The organism is Klebsiella sp. S69 (genome assembly GCF_016516145.1).
GTDB classification, from domain to species: domain Bacteria; phylum Pseudomonadota; class Gammaproteobacteria; order Enterobacterales; family Enterobacteriaceae; genus Klebsiella; species Klebsiella oxytoca.
Window position 1 is genome coordinate 282872 of sequence record NZ_JACVUU010000002.1, and the last position, 15552, is coordinate 298423.

The window sequence follows — 15552 nt, forward strand, 5'->3', positions numbered from 1 at the left end:
TAACTTATCCGGTGGCGGTTATTCCGTAACTGTCACCGTCCCGTGAGGACACCGCTCCTCACGGGGCTGTGTCCTCTTTTTTTATCAAAAGAGGAGTATCAACTATGTCCGAATGGTGTCATAACCGCCTGGAAATCACCGGTAAGTCCGTTTGCATCGATGTCATGCTGCAGTGGATAAACGGCACTGACGTCCCGCGTCACCGCCAGGCCGTGCAGCAGAGCATACAGCTGTTTCTGGCCGGCGCTTCGGGGATACTCAAGCCGGTGCGCACAACGTCGTATCCGCCCTGTCAGGGGCTGGTCCGTGCAGGAACAGGGCTTTCCACTGCGGCCAATCAGGCGTTTGAAAGCTGGCTGGCGCTCCTGCTGAAGGATGCTGTCCTCGATACGGAAACCATCCGGGCCATTGACCGGCTTTATCACCAGTCAGGTCTGGGCGCGCTGAAGTGGGAAAATATACCCGTCCCGGCACGTGAGATTATGGCGGAGCTGATTGCCAGGCAGTATACCGACTGGTTTGGTCTGGTCAGCGCCGGCGATGAGTCTGATGCCGCAACTGCCTGGGAACGCCTCAGTCAGTATCCTGAACGTTCCCAGCCCTGCGACATGCTGGCCGTCATACCCTCACGGCTGGCTGCAGAGCTGAACGGAGCCGGTGGACTGATGTCAGGCGTGTCGACCACAACCAGCCTCTACTGCCGGCAGTACGGCATGGAGTGGCCGGCCGGGCACAATGTCAACTGGCAGCGGCATACACCAAACAGTCTTACGCTGCAGATGGATACGCCCTGGCTCCCGCCATCAGGTGAGGTTGTCGGGGAAATATCAGCGGTATTTGACTGCGAGGTGCGTCACAGCTACAGCGAGTCCGTGAGCGGTCTCAGCGGTTACGACTGCTATGATGGCGGCGAACATGTCGACGGACACAAAGGTGCATACGGAGCATCCCGGCCCGGCCAGGTACTTTATCTCGTCAGCGATGAGCCTGCATCACCGGCTCAGGAAGCTGCATCTTATCGTGAGGTACGGGGTTAAAAGCCTGCTCCTCCGTTAACCCGGCCACGGCAATGCCGTGGCTTTTTACCCTCAGGGGACACGTCCCCTGGTCAGGGTGCGTGTCCCTTTTTTTATGGAGAAACGCATGCCTGACATGATTAACCACGAAAAAGCCTTTGTTAAATTGTTCAGTCAGACGGCCCGGTATCATCACCGGTTCAAAGTGTTTGAAGACTTCATCAGCTGCAGCGTCATCGCGCTGGAAAACCGGCTTCACTTCAGTGAAGTGCGGGAGCAAAAGTATCTGCGTATAGTCGGTGGATACGAAAAGGAGGACGTCACGCGCATGGCGCAGCTGCTGGCCCACGTTGTTTACGGGCTGGGTGACGCGCCGGGAGACTTCCTTGGCCGCGTCTTTATGCAGCTGGAGCTGGGTGACAAATACAGGGGGCAGTTTTTCACGCCCTGGGACGTGGCCAGAATGATGGCGGCCATGCAGCTGGGCGACACGGAAGCGTTGTTCCGTGACAAACCCTTCATCACCCTGAGTGAACCTGCGTGCGGTGCCGGCTGCATGGTGCTGGCATTTGCTGATGTTCTGCAAAAGGCGGGGTGGCCACCGCACCGGTATCTGTGGGTCTCCGCGACAGATATCGATCCGCTTGCGGCCGGAATGGCTTATATACAGCTGTCCCTGTGTGGGATTGCCGGGGAAGTGGTGGTAGGTAACACCCTGGCGAATGAGCGACGCCGGATACTCTACACGCCCGGGCATTATCTCGGCGGCTGGCCTGTTCGTCTGGATCCTCGGCACACTCAGGCTGCATAATTAATACCATACGCTCCCGACGGGAGCGTTTTTTTTGTGAAGCATGAAAGCTGTTTCTTTTTCGAAGTAAGTGCGGAGTTTATTATTTTGTCTGAATCTCCATGTGAGCAAGCTGCACAGAGTTTTGAAGTCCTCGCTGAATGAGCCCCTCCGTTAGCGATAGTGAACTCAATGAGGAGCAGTTAAAGAAATGCGGTAACAATATGTATTTGAGAATTGAACCGAAAGTCATATCCCAGTCTAATGATAAATGGTGAATATATCGTGTCGCATCTTCTCACAGCAAAACTCGCCCAGCGCGCAGGATCACAGGTCAGCTTTGTGCCAGAAACAGTAGTTCATTCAGCAATTACCTTAGTTGCGTAATGAAATAGATGACGAACAGTGTTTTGTTTATGTAAGGTAAATGCTCATTCCTCAGCCAACAAAAGGACTAAGCATGGGCAGGTTTCAGGGTAAACGTATACTGATCACTGGTGGTACAAGTGGCATGGGGCTGGCAGGCGCGCAGCGCATTATCACTGAAGGTGGTGATGTAGCTATTACAGGACTGAGTGAAGAAAGACTGGAACGCGCCCGTACTCTGCTGCCTAAAACATCGCTTATTTTGAAAAGTGATTCTGCCAGCGAAGCTGACATCAATGCGCTAAAGGAAGCTATTACTGATTGGGGTTCACTTGATGGATTATGGCTCAATGCCGGCTTCGCGGAGGTCAGCTCTCCGGAATCTGTAACGGCGGATTCTTTTGATCGCATGATGAACGCAAATGTGCGCGGCCCGATGCTACAGCTTGCCGCCCTATCAAAATCACTTAATTCAGGTGCATCCGTTCTGGTTACTTCGTCCTCTTCAACTTACGAAGGTGCGGCTATGACAAGCCTGTATGCAGCGACGAAAGGCGCCGTTATCGCTATGGTCAAAAGCTGGGCATCTGCTCTGGCCGAACGTGGCATTCGCGCCAACACTTTGGTGCCAGGCCCAATTGAAACTAATTTCAGGCACTTTATGCCAGAGGAGTCGCGTCAGCAGTTTGAATATTTCGTGGTAAGCCAGGTTCCTTTAGGTCGCGCAGGCACAGCAGAAGAAGCCGCTGCGGTTGCACTCTTCCTCCTGTCCGATGACGCATCCTATGTTACTGGCAGCCAGTATGCTGTAGACGGCGGGCTGGTACATTACTGATGTGTCTAGAAGGGGTTATGAAATCTATCGAATAGATTCAATAAAGTCTGCTATTCGCTCACAGCGGACATGTCAGCCCACTGGACTGGCCGCTTCGTGTCAAAAGCAGACTTTAACTCTTACAATTTTACACCATGTAAAAACCGGTTGTTTCTTCGTTTCTCCCCCTCGCTGCTGACTGTATTAAAAAACCCTCTGCTAACATCATCAGAAACATCAATAATGCGTTTTAACGCAGAAAGCGTCTTAAATTGACTGCTAGTTAAGCCTGCCTTATCAAGCACTAATTGCTCGTCGCTTACATCTTTTAAGTAAGAAAAATACTTACCAAAAAATCCTGCGATAACATCAGATAGTTGGACAGCCACTGAATTGTGGGACTTAACGAATTCATGATTATGTATTGGCATGCCATTTTCAGTTAACGGGAAATCTTTAACTGACTCCCGAATGCTTTTTTCTTCATCAAATATGTGAATGGAATTTTTAAATAGATACAAATTTCTTAAATAAAATACCATAAAGCTATCGATCAGTTCTCGACCATGAAATCCCGATATGAACGGTAGATCTTCGATTTTCAGAGATTCTTTAACCAAATTTTCGAGTACATTCGCTCGAAAATCCGACAGCATACAACTGTGCATGCATGTAAAATCGATAAGCCATAGGCAAAAAGCATGAGCTTTTTCTTCTGGAATATCTGGGTAGTTAAATTCATGTAGAGCATCTAGGAAAACATCGGAATTGCTATAGGCAAGCTCATAAAAATCGCTCTTAAGTGACATGTGATTCATGATATAAAAAGGATGATGCAACTCACCAATAATAGAATCAATAATGTCAATAACAGACCAGTATGTGATATTAAGATTAAAATAATGGATGTAGAATTTTTTTTCGATGAGCCAATTTAGAATAATTAACAGCTTATCAGATTTAAGCATATCCAAAAAATCACCCTTAGCAATATGCTTGAGTTTTAGCTCATGGGTGCTTTTTTGAAGATTAAGCATTTGAAATAGAGTTGAATAATCACTATCAATGTCTAACCCTTTGTGTAGTATTCCTGCAAGGGTGAAATTGTCCGCCTTTTTAACATTAAAGCCAGAACCATTTAAATATAGCTTTCGGATATTATTCGTTTCATCATAATAAAACGTATAGACTTCATCAGTATTTTGAAGACCATAATGCTGGATGATAATTTCTCTAAACTCATTGACATCCATTTTATTCCCCTTATGCAATTCTCGAAAGAAAGTCAATTTCAGCAATCATCTTATAAAATCAGCCTAACAAATGTACATAATGAATGTCAGCTATTCGCTGTAGCGGAACTTGCCGCGACTGCATGTCCGTTGTTTGGATTCACGGTGCTTTTAATCTGCATAATTTCCCCCATACGCTCCGAACGGGAGCGTTTTTTATTTCTGAAGCAGGATATCTGGTTTTTTATCGCAGTTAACGCTTCCCGCTGCCAGTCTGGCTTTTTCATAAGCGCCTGCCGGAGAACCCCATGACCTGGAAAACCACAGCCGAGCAAAACGCCATCATCGAGTGGAAGGGCAGTCATCTCGTGGTGAATGCTTTTGCCGGCACAGGAAAAACCTCCACGTTAGTGTATTACGCTGAAGCCAACCCGGAAAGTAAGATGCTTTACCTTGCCTACAACCGCGCCGTTCGGGATGAGGCTGAACGCAGGTTTCCATATAATGTAGAGTGCAAAACGTCGCATCAGCTGGCATGGGCCCGCTTTGGGAAACATTTCCGTGACCGGCTGACAGCCAGTCTGCGAATTACGGATGTGGCCAGAAAACTTAACACCCGCCACTGGCCGCTGGCTAGACTGGCCCTCAGCGGGCTGAACATGTTCCTCTGCAGCGCCGACCCCGAGCCCGGACTGGTACATCTGCCGGCAGAGGATGATCGCCACGGTCTTGATGCAGGTAAGATACTGGGGGCGATTCAGATCCTGTGGTATGAAATGAGCCGGACCGATTCTACCTTCCCCGTTACGCACGATACCTACCTCAAACTGTTCCAGCTTTCTCAGCCTGACCTGTCTAAACGCTGGGACACCATCCTTTTTGATGAGGCGCAGGATGCCAACCCGGTGACCAGTGCGTTTGTACTGAACCAGCCCTGCCGGGTCATTCTGGTCGGCGACCGTTACCAGCAGATTTACCGGTTTCGCGGGGCAGATAATGCGCTCAATGCCAGCCAGCTGGCGCAGGCGGACCGGTTATGGCTGACGGCGAGTTTTCGGTTTGGCCCTGAGGTCGCGCGTATGGCCAATATCCTGCTGGAGCGTGCCGGAGAAGAAAAGCGGGTGACGGGTAACGGGGGGCAGGACGCCGTCGTCAGTAGCATTCCGGATGAGGCTGAGCACGTAGCTGTACTGAGCCGGACGGTGTCCGGCGTGATTGGCAGCGCCCTGACGGCAAGTCTCATGGAGAAAAAAGTCTTCTGGGTCGGAGGGATTGAAGGCTACAAAACGGAGGAGCTGGAAGACCTGTACTGGTTCTCGGCCGATATGCCTGAAAATATGCAGTCCCCGCGCCTCAGCCGGGACTACCGGGATTTCGATGAATACTGCTCGATAGCAAAGGCCACCCAGGACGTGGAGATGAACCAGGCTATACGTTTGCTCGATGATTTTTTCCCCCTTCCGCAAAAGCTGGCCATCATGCGCCGTCAGGTGGTAACCCATGAGAAAGACGCTCAGGTCACGGTTTCAACCGCACACCGCAGCAAAGGGCTGGAATGGCCGGTGGTAATGCTGAGTGAGGATTTTACTGACATTACCGATCCGCTTCTTTCGCAGGATGAGCGGCAGGATGAGACTAACCTGCTGTACGTGGCTGTCACCCGGGCCAGAAGAACACTTGTACTTAACGAGCTGATGCGCTGGCTGAGCGATGAAGGCGGGAAAAACTGCGAGACGACGCACGAAACCGTACCGTACGGAAGTGGAGATAGGGATGACGAGCGGCCGGACCCCGGGCCCAATGTTTTTTTTACTGCGGGAGAGGGCGCTGACAGGCACGAAGAAACGGGAAAAACTTCTGAGAGTGAGTAACTGGTTTTTTATGGTGAAGCGCGGGGAGTGTCACAACACTGGGCAGCCCTATACCAGGAGAAAATCATGCGCGACAGAATCAGGACCCTGAGGTTTCTGTTTTCAAAAGGTGAACCGGAACCAGCACATCATGTATCCGCTGTCACACCTGCCGGCTACCACACTCCGCGTACGGTCGATACGCTGTGCAGTAGTCCGTTGAGAAAAACCTGCCTGCAACAAATATGGGAAAACAGCTCACTTCCGGCGGATGTTTATCACCGGTTTTATATAACGCCACTGCATGGCTTACTGGCAAGGGTACAGAATGTGCCGGCAACATCGCAGGGAAGGTGGTCGCAGTCAGACGGCTTCGGGGACCTTACGCTGCAGTTCACAACCTGTGCGGTCAGACTGGCCAAAGGATACATGTTTCCACCCGGCGCTGCGCCAGAAGAGCAGGCAGAGCAAAACGTGATGTGGAATGCGGTCATTTTCTGGTCTGCACTGTTCTGGCATTTGCCGCTCCTGGCGTCTCTGGAGGGTGAGCTGCTTGATGGTAAACGCTGGCTTCCGGGAATAACCGTTCCGGACTCGCCTTATCGATTTCGCTTCCGGGAAACTGACAACTCCTCAGCTTTTGCAGCGCTGGCAGCCGGACAACTTATGCCGGCAGAGGCGACAGGCTGGCTGGCAGAATATCCCGAAGCTCTGGGCAATCTTGCCGGGGCCTTATGGAACCAGCATCCGGCGATGCCACTTATCAGAAACTTAATGAAGCAGGCTGCTGAAAAGGTAGAATCGCCTTCGCTGGGGACATCAGGGTCAAATGAGAAAATTAACACCCTCATAGAGCCGGCCCTTTCAGTTCCGCAAACGCCGTCTGATCAAGAGACTGAATTACAACCGTCAATAGAAACAACACTGAAAACTACATCGCCAGAAGCTGCAGATTTGCAGGGAATTCAACTCCAGTCTTCTATGGCACCGGTGCCGATGGCTGATGACAGCAATCTAGTCAGCAATGAAAAGGCAGGCGGGATTACGGAATGCGATCCAAACGAAACAGACGAGGCTGATACAGAGATGCTGCTAAGTCTTTTTAGTGCCATTGAAGAGCCTTCAACCATTGCCAGAGCAGAAAATGAACCAGAATGTTCACCCCTTAAAGAATTACTTCCCGAAGCTGATAAGCCTGAGATAAATCAGACAGTAGCAGAAGCCTCTTTCCCTGAACACGGTGTAGAGGATAACATCCCTTTACACAGCAGTAACATTGACGCACAAAAAACAGTGATAAAAAAACAGACTGGCACTGAATTTCTCAGGTGGCTTTCTGAAGGGCTTAAGAGCAATCGAATTGATATTAATCAGCCTGATTCGAGGGCGCATGCAGTTGCTGGGTTCATCTTTCTCAGGGTTCCGGACATATTTTATCTTTACATTAGAGAAAGCGGAGCAGAGCTGAGCAGGGATTCCATACAAATGGAATTTGAGAAGTTGCATATTCACAGGTTGCGACGGGGAGAGCGTTTTATTAAGGCAAAACTGTACCACTCGCCTGGCAAAGAAGGCACGTTCAAACCTGTAAGTGGATATCTTGTCAAGACTACACACCTTTTCAGAGGGGCGTCTTCCCCTGAAGACAGCGGGCTTCTGTCTTTCCTGTGAAGGAGGGGCAGTCCATGAGGGCCCATAAGGGCAGCTTGATTTAGAAAAAGGAAATGCTGTATGTCTGACAAAAACCATTATACGACATGGGAAGAATTGCTTGAGGAGTACTTCTTCGCCCGGAACCTGCGCGCTGCAACAGAATGGAGCTACGCAAAGGTTGTAAAGGGGTTCCTGAAATTTACGGGGGCAGACATAACCCCATCAATGGTTACTCATCATGAAGTACTAAGATGGCGGCGACATGTACTCAGAGAAAAACAACAATCGGCGCAGACCTGGAACAATAAAATTGCACATCTCAGGGCCCTCTATAACTATGCTATGGAAAGTGGTTTATTGCCTGCGGGCAAAAACCCTTTTAACAACTGCACTGTACAGCGGGACAGAAAGAAAAAGCGGACTTTAAACCGCTCTCAGCTAACCCGCCTTTATCTGATAATGCAGCAGGTTGAAATTGAATCCAACCGGAAAATTTTCGCACGTGGCGGGCGGAGTGCGCTTTACCCGGCATGGTTCTGGATAACCGTCCTGGATACGCTCAGATATACGGGAATGAGGCAAAATCAACTGCTGCATATTCAGCTCAGGGACGTAAATCTTACAGAAGGCTTTATAGATTTGCGCCTTGAGGGGAGTAAAACGCACAGGGAATGGCGCGTTCCCGTTGTTAAGCAACTGCGTTTGCGGCTACAGCTTCTTCTTACACGGGCAACGGAGGCTGGAGCCGGGCCAAAAGATAACCTCTTCGATGTCAGTTTTTACATTGCCGGGAAAAAGGCAAAATTTGACAGGAATGATGTGACAGTGATGCATCAAAAGATCCGCTCCTTTTTTCGCCGTCTGTCAAAAGAATGTGGTTTTGCCGTTTCGCCGCACCGTTTCAGACATACCCTTGCTACAGAACTGATGAAAGCACCGGAAAGGAATCTTCAGTTGGTCAAAGATTTACTGGGGCATCGTAGCGTAAGCACAACAATGGAATATGTGGAACTCAAGATGGACATTGTGGGAAAAACACTGGAAGAAGAATTGTCGCTGCACACAGATCTCTGTGTAGAAAGGGAATTACAACTATTGACACAAAACTGATTGACTGGGATTATTGCCAGTGATCGAGAGAAGGGAGCCTGCTGACACAGGCTCCCTCACTTGAGGGACTGATTCAGAAACGTTAACCAGTGCAGATACGCCTACACCGGAGGACATTCCGTAATGACCGGCCCCTGTATTAACCGCCCGTTAAGGTTCTCATCTCTTAACCAGCGTGCTTTGATGCAAAATTAGTGGTGCCCGGACTCGGAATCGAACCAAGGACACGGGGATTTTCAATCCCCTGCTCTACCGACTGAGCTATCCGGGCAACGGGGCGCATTAAACCGTAATCCGTACGCTCCGTCAATCAAATTTCTCGATTTATCTACCGGTTGCTTAACTTTGCGGCAATTCTGCGTCTGAGCGCGCTATTCTGCGGGAAATTACATCATGCCGTTATCGCCTTCGCGGTTCTTCCAGCCGCTGGTCACTGAGATCGCGCGGCGAAGTCCGGAGATCGCGTAGTCTCCGACGACGTCTTCGTCATCGCGCGGCGAGCTGATGGTAATTTCCGCGTCGACGCCGTGACGATATGCGCCGTGGTGGCTAAAGATGGTGCCGATAAAACATTTATCATTCAGCCAGACCGGAATATAGGCGACGGTTTCATAAATATAGTTAGACGCCACGCCGCTATAGTAACTTTCCGCATCGTCGGCCGACGTGCCCGGAGGAATAGGGCAGATTGGCGCTTCGCCGTCGCTCTGCGGCTTATCCTTAAGCAGGCTGCTCTGCATCACCTCCAGCGACTTCAGCAGATCCGTTTTTTCCCCGTCGCTTAACGCGGGCGTCAGCGGCTGGCCTTTTTCCGGCGAGCGGATGTCATTGAGAGTGTAGCGATAGCGGATCGTCACCGCGGGCGCGCTACTGCCCGAGGGGGCAAACGGGCGCAATAAATAGAGATTATCTTCGCCAAACTGACCGTTGTACCAGAGGGCATAAACCTGGCCATTAATGCGTACCCACTGGCTCCACTGGTTGGCGCCGCGGCCGTTAAGGGAAAAAAGCGCGCCGGGAACCCCTGCGTCAAAATCATCGCCGTTGCCGCTATCGTCGCTGTTGACCGTTTCGAAAGCGTCGTCGTTGCGTTTTAAGACTCCGGTATAGCTAAAGAGTCCAGTGCCGCCGACGTAGCTATCGATAATTAAATCGCGTCTGCCGTCACCGTCGAGATCCACCAGGGTGAAGCTGACTTTGCCGTTTTCGGAGTCGGCGCTGATATCAGACTGGAGAAACGCCTGCCACTCATCATCGCTGATATCGGCGGAAGGTTTGCTCGTCGAGACCAGAGAGTCGTCCGCGTAGGTCAGCGTAAAATGGCTGACCTTGCCGCCGAGGGGAAACTGTTCGGCGATCTTATTCAGATCCAGTTCAGGGTTGACCTTCTGCTCTTTTAACACGGCGTTATACAGCGCTTTCAGCGCATTATTATCGGCTTCTTTTTGCTGCCTGGGGATAACCTGACTGACGAAAGTGGGCAGCATCCATGCGCCGCCGGGGGCGATTTCCCGGCAGTCGCCGGTGGTGTATTTCAGGCTCTGAACAAAGGTCCGGCCGTCCCACACGCGCTCTTCTCCGCTGATGCAGTCGGCAATACCGCGGCCCTTGTTGAAAAAGGTAAGCACGCCATCGCCATAGCTGGAGGCGTCGGTAGCGATCAGCTGAGGCTGAGTCATAAATGCTTTGTCGACCACCCATATGGCGTAGCCGTCGTTGTAGGCCGCGCGCCAGCAAAGGGCCTGAATCAAGGTGTGGTTTTTATCCAGCGGGGTGGCGGTGAGCTGACGCTCGGAGGCCGGGATGTCGGCGTTTTGCCAGTCGTCGCAATGGCTGTTAAGCACGGGGGTTAGCTGCGGAAGAAGCTTCTGCCGCTGTTTTGCCGTCAGCGTCGCGGCAGCGGCATTGTTAATGACCGGCGCGGCGATGATTTCCGGCGCGGGCGCCGCCGGCAAAACGTTGTCATCGCCGGCATCTCCTTGACGCATCAGCGCATCGGCGGTGCCCAGGCGCTGCTGGAACTCATCCATTTTCAGAAATGCGGCGCTGCTGCCTGCGCTGGACAGCACCTTGCGCTCGCCGTTAATCGCCAGCTCAATTTTGCCGTTATGCTCCAGGGCCTGAATCAGGGCCGACGTCTGGCTATCATCAAAGCGAAAATGGCTCTCGTCGACGGCTTCGAGGGCGCCGTTGTCGCGATCGTCGATGAACAGAGTGACCGTGGCGTCGGGCGGAATATCGCGTTCGGTTTGCGCGAAGGTCGCAACGGCGACGACGTGCTGCGCCGCGCCCGCATTGCGGGTCAGCAGAACGCTGACTTCGCCCATGGTGACGCCATAGCCTGCGGCCCGGCAGGTGCCGGTGTTGTCGCAGGCGAGCTCCCAGTCTTTATGCGCGAAAGAGAAACCTTGCGGAGAGGCTGCCAGAAGCGGTGTCGAACACAGCCCCATAATGGCAGCCCAAAGAAGAGAGCGCATATCAAACCCTGTCAGCATATCGATGAGTGGGGAATTATATGCGCGATGAATCGGTTAAGATATCGGAATCAGGTCAGCGCACCGCCCATCCGGCACTGGGCAAAACGCAAAATATCTTCTGCCAGGCGACGTGCGGTATCGACGTCAGTCTGGCTACGTTTGATCAGCAGGCGGCTCAGGCAACCTTCGATGATCAGCTCCATCTGCTTCGCGACCATCGCCGGATCGTCAACCTCCAGTTGGCTAAGCAGTTCGTGGGTATAGGCCAGAGAAGCTTGCTTCTGCTGCTCGGCCAACTGATGGATCGGGTGCTGAGCGTCCGGGTAAAAAGTACAGGCGGCGATAAACAGGCAGCCGGGATAACGATGGTTGCTAACGCAGGTGGTCAGCGCGGCGTAGCGGGCCAGCAGTTTCTGCTCTGCGCTTAGCGACTCGTCGAGTAAAAGCTGACGGCGCCAGGCATCGACCTGATGGCTAAGATGGCGAAGCGCGTCATACAGCAGCGCCTCGCGATCGGGCCAGAAACGTTTGAGGTCATTGAGCGGGTAAGCCACGCGCTCGGCGACCATTTCCAGCGTGGTGTTAGCGATACCCTCGATTTCGAGGATTTGGATGGCTTCACCCAGGACTTCTTCACGTTGCACGGTCTTCTCCTCCATTTTCCCTCCTAAAGTGTCGCTCACGGTTATCGATCGCGCAAATGGGCGCTGAATGCCGCGGCATCCATAAACCCGGTGACACGCTGCGCGGGCTGCTCCTCGCCCTGTTCGTTGAAGAACAGAATCGTGGGGAGGCCAAGCACCCTGAGGTGCTTCAGCAGCGCCGCGTCTTGTGCGCTATTTTTCGTGACATCCACTTGTAGCAGAACGGTCTCTTTCAGGGCCTGTTGAACCTCAGGTGAGGTAAAGGTGTATTTCTCGAACTCTTTGCAGGCCACGCACCAGTCGGCGTAAAGATCGAGCATCACCGGTTTGCCTTTCGCCTGCGCCAGCGCCTGATTGAGCTCATCGACGCTATGGATACGGGTAAACTGGAGATGGGACTGCCGTTGCACGACCGGTGCATCAAAAGCCCAGTCCTGCAGCGGACGGGCGCTGACCAGCGCGGCGCCGAGCATCGCGATTTGTACGAGACGCAGCCAGGGGCGCGTGCCGCCCAGCGAGGTAATAAACGCCCAGCTAAAAAAGGCGACGCCCAGCAGCGACCAAAGCCGCAGGCCCCACAGGTCTCCCAGGATGCGTTCAAGTAAAAATACCGGCAGCGCGAGGATCACGAAGCCAAAAGCGGTTTTCACGTGAGCCATCCACGGGCCGCTTTTCGGCAGCAGGCGGTTGCCAAATACGGTCACCAGGATCAGCGGCAGCCCCATTCCGAGCGCGTAGAGATACAGGGTTCCACCGCCCAGCCACAGATTACCGCTCTGGGCGATATACAGCAGAATGGCGCTCAGCGGCGCGGTGGTACAGGGCGAGCAGATTAATCCGGCAATTGCCCCCATGGCGAATACGCCGCCGGGTGAACCGCCCTGGCGTTTATTGCTCATCAGCGTCAGACGCGTTTGCAGCGACGAAGGCAGCTGGAGCGTAAACAGACCAAACATCGACAGTGCCAGCAGGATAAACACGACCGACAGGCCGATCAGCACATAAGGGTGCTGCAGCGCTGCCTGGAACTGCAGGCCCGCAGCGGCGACGACCAGACCCAGCGCGGTGTAGGTTAACGCCATTCCCTGAACGTAGATAAAGGCCAGCAGCAGCGCGCGGGCGGTGGAGAGGCGTTTTTGACCGCCCAGCACGATGCCGGAAATCAGCGGATACATCGGCAGAACGCAGGGGGTAAAGGCGATGCCGATACCAATTAATAGCGCCCAAAGCGCGCTAAAGGGGAGATCGGCGCTGTGGTTGTCCGCGACGGGAGAAGGAAGGTCGGACGGCGACTCGACCGGCAGCGCCGGGCGCGTTTCCAGCGGCAGCGGCGGGTTCAGCCTGGGTTGCCCGGCGTGCGCATCGTTACTGGAGCGCGCCAGCGCTTTGCCAAGCGGCACGATTTTGGTTTCTGGCGGATAGCAAAAACCCGCATCCGCGCAGCCCTGCCAGGTGACGGTAAGGGTTGCGCCAGCGGCGGCGTGCGTCAGAGTGACCGGGACGGTCAGGCGCTGGCGGTAAATTTCACTTTTACCGTAAAACTCGTCCTCATGCCATTCGCCTGACGGCAGCGAGGGGTCGATAAACGTCGCATCGGCGGAGGTCAGCTTAATCTGTTTGCGGTAAAGATAGTAACCCTCCTTGATTTGCCAGGTCAGATTGAGATCGTGTTGATTCTGCTGAAAATCGAAGGCAAAAGCCTGGTCAGCAGGAACAAAGTTCGAACGACCGGGGGCGTCGAACAGTCCGGCAATGGCCGATGTGCTGCAAAGCAGCAGGATCAGCGTAATGATGCGTTGAGCCATGAGAGGTAATCATTGTCTCCGTGAATAACGGGCAGAACCAAAAGTTCAGGGGTTTGATACGGGTGATGGGACTTCAGACAGTCCAGCAGCGCCTGCTGATGGGCAAGGTCGGTTTTCAGCAGCATTTGCACTTCATACTCCTGCTCCAGTTTTCCTTCCCAGTAATAGAGCGACGTCGCTCCCGGCAGGAGCGTGGCGCAGGCGGCGAGTTTTTCCGCCAATGCTTTGGCCGCCAGGTCCTGGGCGGTCGCTTCATCCGGCGCGGTACAGAGTACAACAACAGCATCAGGCGTAGTCATCGTGAACCTCGTATCAGCGAAAAGAGGCACTATAGCACGCAAGATAGGGAGGATTAACGAAACGGGCCAGGATCTGGCCCGAATTTGAAGAGATTTACAGCATGATGCCGCCAAAAATAAACCCGAGGATCACGCATAGCGTAATAGCGATGACGCCGGGGATCAGGAAGGCGTGGTTGAAGACGTATTTACCGATGCGGGTGGAGCCGGTGTCATCCATTTCGACCGCCGCCAGCAGAGTTGGGTAGGTTGGCAGAACGAACAGCGCAGAGACGGCGGCAAATGAGGCGATGGCGGTGAGAGGGCTTACGCCCAGCATCAGCGCGGCGGGCATCAGCGCCTTGGTGGTGGCTGCCTGGGAATAGAGCAGGGTTGCGGCGAAGAATAGCACGACCGCCAGCAGCCACGGATAGTTGTGCAGCAGGTCGCCTGCTACCGTCTGGATATCGCTGATGTGGGCTTTAACGAAAGTATCCCCCAGCCATGCGACGCCGAGAACGCAAACGCAGGCGCTCATGCCGGATTTAAACGTGCTGGCGTTGAGTACTTCACCGGTGTCGATTTTGCAGGTGATGCTGATCAATGTCGCGATAGTCAGCATAAATACCACGATCGCTTCGTTGCGCGGCAAAACCGGATCTTTAATCAGGCCGACGGTGTCGCTGATGGCGGTGGCGTAAAACATCACCGCGACGATACCAATCAGGAACAGCAGCACAGAGCGTCTGGCGTGCGGCTTAAGCTCGAAAACCTGGCTGCCGCGCAGCTTGACTTCCCCTTTCGCCAGCCGCTCCTGATAAATCGGATCGTCTTTCAGCTCACAGCCGAGGAAGTTACAGACGATGGCGGTGAGCATCACGGCAATCAGGGTAACCGGAATACAGATTGCCAGCAGAGTCAGGTAGCTGACGCCCAGCGGTTCAAGGATGCCGGCAAAAAAGACCACCGCAGCGGAAATCGGCGAGGCGGTGATCGCAATCTGTGAGGCGACCACGGCGATGGAAAGAGGGCGCGAGGGGCGAATACCCTGCTCTTTCGCTACTTCGGTGATCACCGGAAGCGTAGAGAAAGCAGTGTGTCCGGTTCCGGCCAGTATGGTCATAAACCAGGTGACCAGCGGGGCGAGAAAGGTGATGTATTTGGGGTGACGTCGCAGCATACGTTCGGCGAGACTGACCAGGTAGTCCATCCCTCCGGCGACCTGCATGGCGGCAATAGCGGCGATAACCGCCATAATGATTTCGATGACGTCGAAGGGGATCGCGCCGGGTTTAATTTGAAAAAAGAGGGTCAGGACGAGGACGCCCAGGCCACCGGCGAAACCGATGCCGATACCCCCGAGTCTGGCTCCCAGATAAATAGCCAGCAGGACAATAACGAGTTCTGCACCAAACATATATGCCTTCCTTGTTTTATTAACAAGTTGATATTGGATTGTTGTAATTTAGTAGATCAATAAGAACAAAAAAGGCATGTCATCGCTGACATGCCCGTGA

At 53.1% G+C, this 15552-nt stretch carries 12 protein-coding genes and 1 tRNA gene; 6 read left to right on the forward strand and 7 right to left on the reverse strand.

The features are described from left to right. Positions 1 to 104: 104 nt before the first annotated feature. The 3 genes from IAE27_RS03715 (at position 105) to IAE27_RS03725 (ending at position 3007) form a co-directional block, all read left to right on the forward strand. Positions 105 to 1037 carry a DUF1281 domain-containing protein gene (locus IAE27_RS03715; RefSeq protein WP_200091918.1) on the forward strand — a complete coding sequence of 311 codons (933 nt, stop codon included), beginning with the start codon at positions 105 to 107 and terminating at the stop codon, positions 1035 to 1037. Positions 1038 to 1143: 106 nt separating this feature from the next. Beyond that, positions 1144 to 1827 carry an N-6 DNA methylase gene (locus IAE27_RS03720; RefSeq protein WP_200091930.1) on the forward strand — a complete coding sequence of 228 codons (684 nt, stop codon included), beginning with the start codon at positions 1144 to 1146 and terminating at the stop codon, positions 1825 to 1827. Positions 1828 to 2266: 439 nt separating this feature from the next. Continuing rightward, on the forward strand, positions 2267 to 3007 hold the full coding sequence (locus IAE27_RS03725) for an SDR family oxidoreductase (RefSeq protein WP_200091932.1): 741 nt from the start codon (positions 2267 to 2269) through the stop codon (positions 3005 to 3007). 119 nt (positions 3008 to 3126) lie between these two features. Here IAE27_RS03725 and IAE27_RS03730 read toward each other — a convergent pair whose 3' ends face one another. Beyond that, entirely contained in the window at positions 3127 to 4239 is a 1113-nt protein-coding gene (locus tag IAE27_RS03730; RefSeq protein ID WP_200091934.1) for a DUF3800 domain-containing protein, read from the reverse strand. A gap of 287 nt (positions 4240 to 4526) precedes the next feature. Here IAE27_RS03730 and IAE27_RS03735 point away from each other — a divergent pair, with 287 nt between their 5' ends. The 3 genes from IAE27_RS03735 to IAE27_RS03745 all read left to right on the forward strand — a co-directional run bounded on the left by IAE27_RS03735 (position 4527) and on the right by IAE27_RS03745 (position 8831). Further along, positions 4527 to 6089 carry a UvrD-helicase domain-containing protein gene (locus IAE27_RS03735; RefSeq protein WP_200091937.1) on the forward strand — a complete coding sequence of 521 codons (1563 nt, stop codon included), beginning with the start codon at positions 4527 to 4529 and terminating at the stop codon, positions 6087 to 6089. Positions 6090 to 6155: 66 nt separating this feature from the next. Further along, the gene (locus tag IAE27_RS03740; protein WP_200091948.1) at positions 6156 to 7739 is read left to right on the forward strand and encodes a TraI domain-containing protein; all 1584 of its coding nucleotides are present in this window, start codon (positions 6156 to 6158) and stop codon (positions 7737 to 7739) included. 60 nt (positions 7740 to 7799) lie between these two features. After that, positions 7800 to 8831, forward strand: coding sequence for a tyrosine-type recombinase/integrase (locus IAE27_RS03745; RefSeq protein WP_200091950.1), 1032 nt, complete (start codon positions 7800 to 7802; stop codon positions 8829 to 8831). 195 nt (positions 8832 to 9026) lie between these two features. Here IAE27_RS03745 and IAE27_RS03750 read toward each other — a convergent pair. From IAE27_RS03750 to IAE27_RS03775, 6 genes are all read right to left on the reverse strand, one after another. Next, positions 9027 to 9102, reverse strand: a tRNA-Phe gene (locus IAE27_RS03750). Positions 9103 to 9217: 115 nt separating this feature from the next. Then, positions 9218 to 11308 (reverse strand): DUF1176 domain-containing protein, encoded by a 2091-nt coding sequence (locus IAE27_RS03755; protein WP_004109261.1) that lies wholly within the window; start codon positions 11306 to 11308, stop codon positions 9218 to 9220. Between the two features lie 68 nt (positions 11309 to 11376). Beyond that, complete coding sequence (locus IAE27_RS03760) at positions 11377 to 11952, reverse strand: transcriptional regulator (protein WP_048257700.1); 576 nt, start codon at positions 11950 to 11952, stop codon at positions 11377 to 11379. Positions 11953 to 11993: 41 nt separating this feature from the next. Continuing rightward, positions 11994 to 13757 (reverse strand): protein-disulfide reductase DsbD, encoded by a 1764-nt coding sequence (locus tag IAE27_RS03765; protein ID WP_049127344.1) that lies wholly within the window; start codon positions 13755 to 13757, stop codon positions 11994 to 11996. Then, positions 13733 to 14056 (reverse strand): divalent cation tolerance protein CutA, encoded by a 324-nt coding sequence (gene cutA / locus IAE27_RS03770; protein WP_004109254.1) that lies wholly within the window; start codon positions 14054 to 14056, stop codon positions 13733 to 13735. The genes IAE27_RS03765 and cutA overlap by 25 nt, the downstream gene beginning before the upstream one ends. A 94-nt stretch (positions 14057 to 14150) precedes the next feature. Continuing rightward, positions 14151 to 15452 carry an anaerobic C4-dicarboxylate transporter gene (locus IAE27_RS03775; protein ID WP_004109251.1) on the reverse strand — a complete coding sequence of 434 codons (1302 nt, stop codon included), beginning with the start codon at positions 15450 to 15452 and terminating at the stop codon, positions 14151 to 14153. Positions 15453 to 15552 lie beyond the last annotated feature (100 nt).

Excerpts from the sequence above, each read along its gene's own strand:
- IAE27_RS03755 (WP_004109261.1), bottom strand. The coding sequence starts at position 11,308 with ATGCGCTCTCTTCTTTGGGCTGCCATTATGGGGCTGTGTTCGACACCG.
- IAE27_RS03715 (WP_200091918.1), top strand. The coding sequence starts at position 105 with ATGTCCGAATGGTGTCATAACCGCCTGGAAATCACCGGTAAGTCCGTT.
- IAE27_RS03730 (WP_200091934.1), bottom strand. The coding sequence starts at position 4,239 with ATGGATGTCAATGAGTTTAGAGAAATTATCATCCAGCATTATGGTCTT.
- cutA (WP_004109254.1), bottom strand. The coding sequence starts at position 14,056 with ATGACTACGCCTGATGCTGTTGTTGTACTCTGTACCGCGCCGGATGAA.
- IAE27_RS03720 (WP_200091930.1), top strand. The coding sequence starts at position 1,144 with ATGCCTGACATGATTAACCACGAAAAAGCCTTTGTTAAATTGTTCAGT.
- IAE27_RS03740 (WP_200091948.1), top strand. The coding sequence starts at position 6,156 with ATGCGCGACAGAATCAGGACCCTGAGGTTTCTGTTTTCAAAAGGTGAA.
- IAE27_RS03725 (WP_200091932.1), top strand. The coding sequence starts at position 2,267 with ATGGGCAGGTTTCAGGGTAAACGTATACTGATCACTGGTGGTACAAGT.
- IAE27_RS03735 (WP_200091937.1), top strand. The coding sequence starts at position 4,527 with ATGACCTGGAAAACCACAGCCGAGCAAAACGCCATCATCGAGTGGAAG.
- IAE27_RS03775 (WP_004109251.1), bottom strand. The coding sequence starts at position 15,452 with ATGTTTGGTGCAGAACTCGTTATTGTCCTGCTGGCTATTTATCTGGGA.
- IAE27_RS03745 (WP_200091950.1), top strand. The coding sequence starts at position 7,800 with ATGTCTGACAAAAACCATTATACGACATGGGAAGAATTGCTTGAGGAG.
- IAE27_RS03765 (WP_049127344.1), bottom strand. The coding sequence starts at position 13,757 with ATGGCTCAACGCATCATTACGCTGATCCTGCTGCTTTGCAGCACATCG.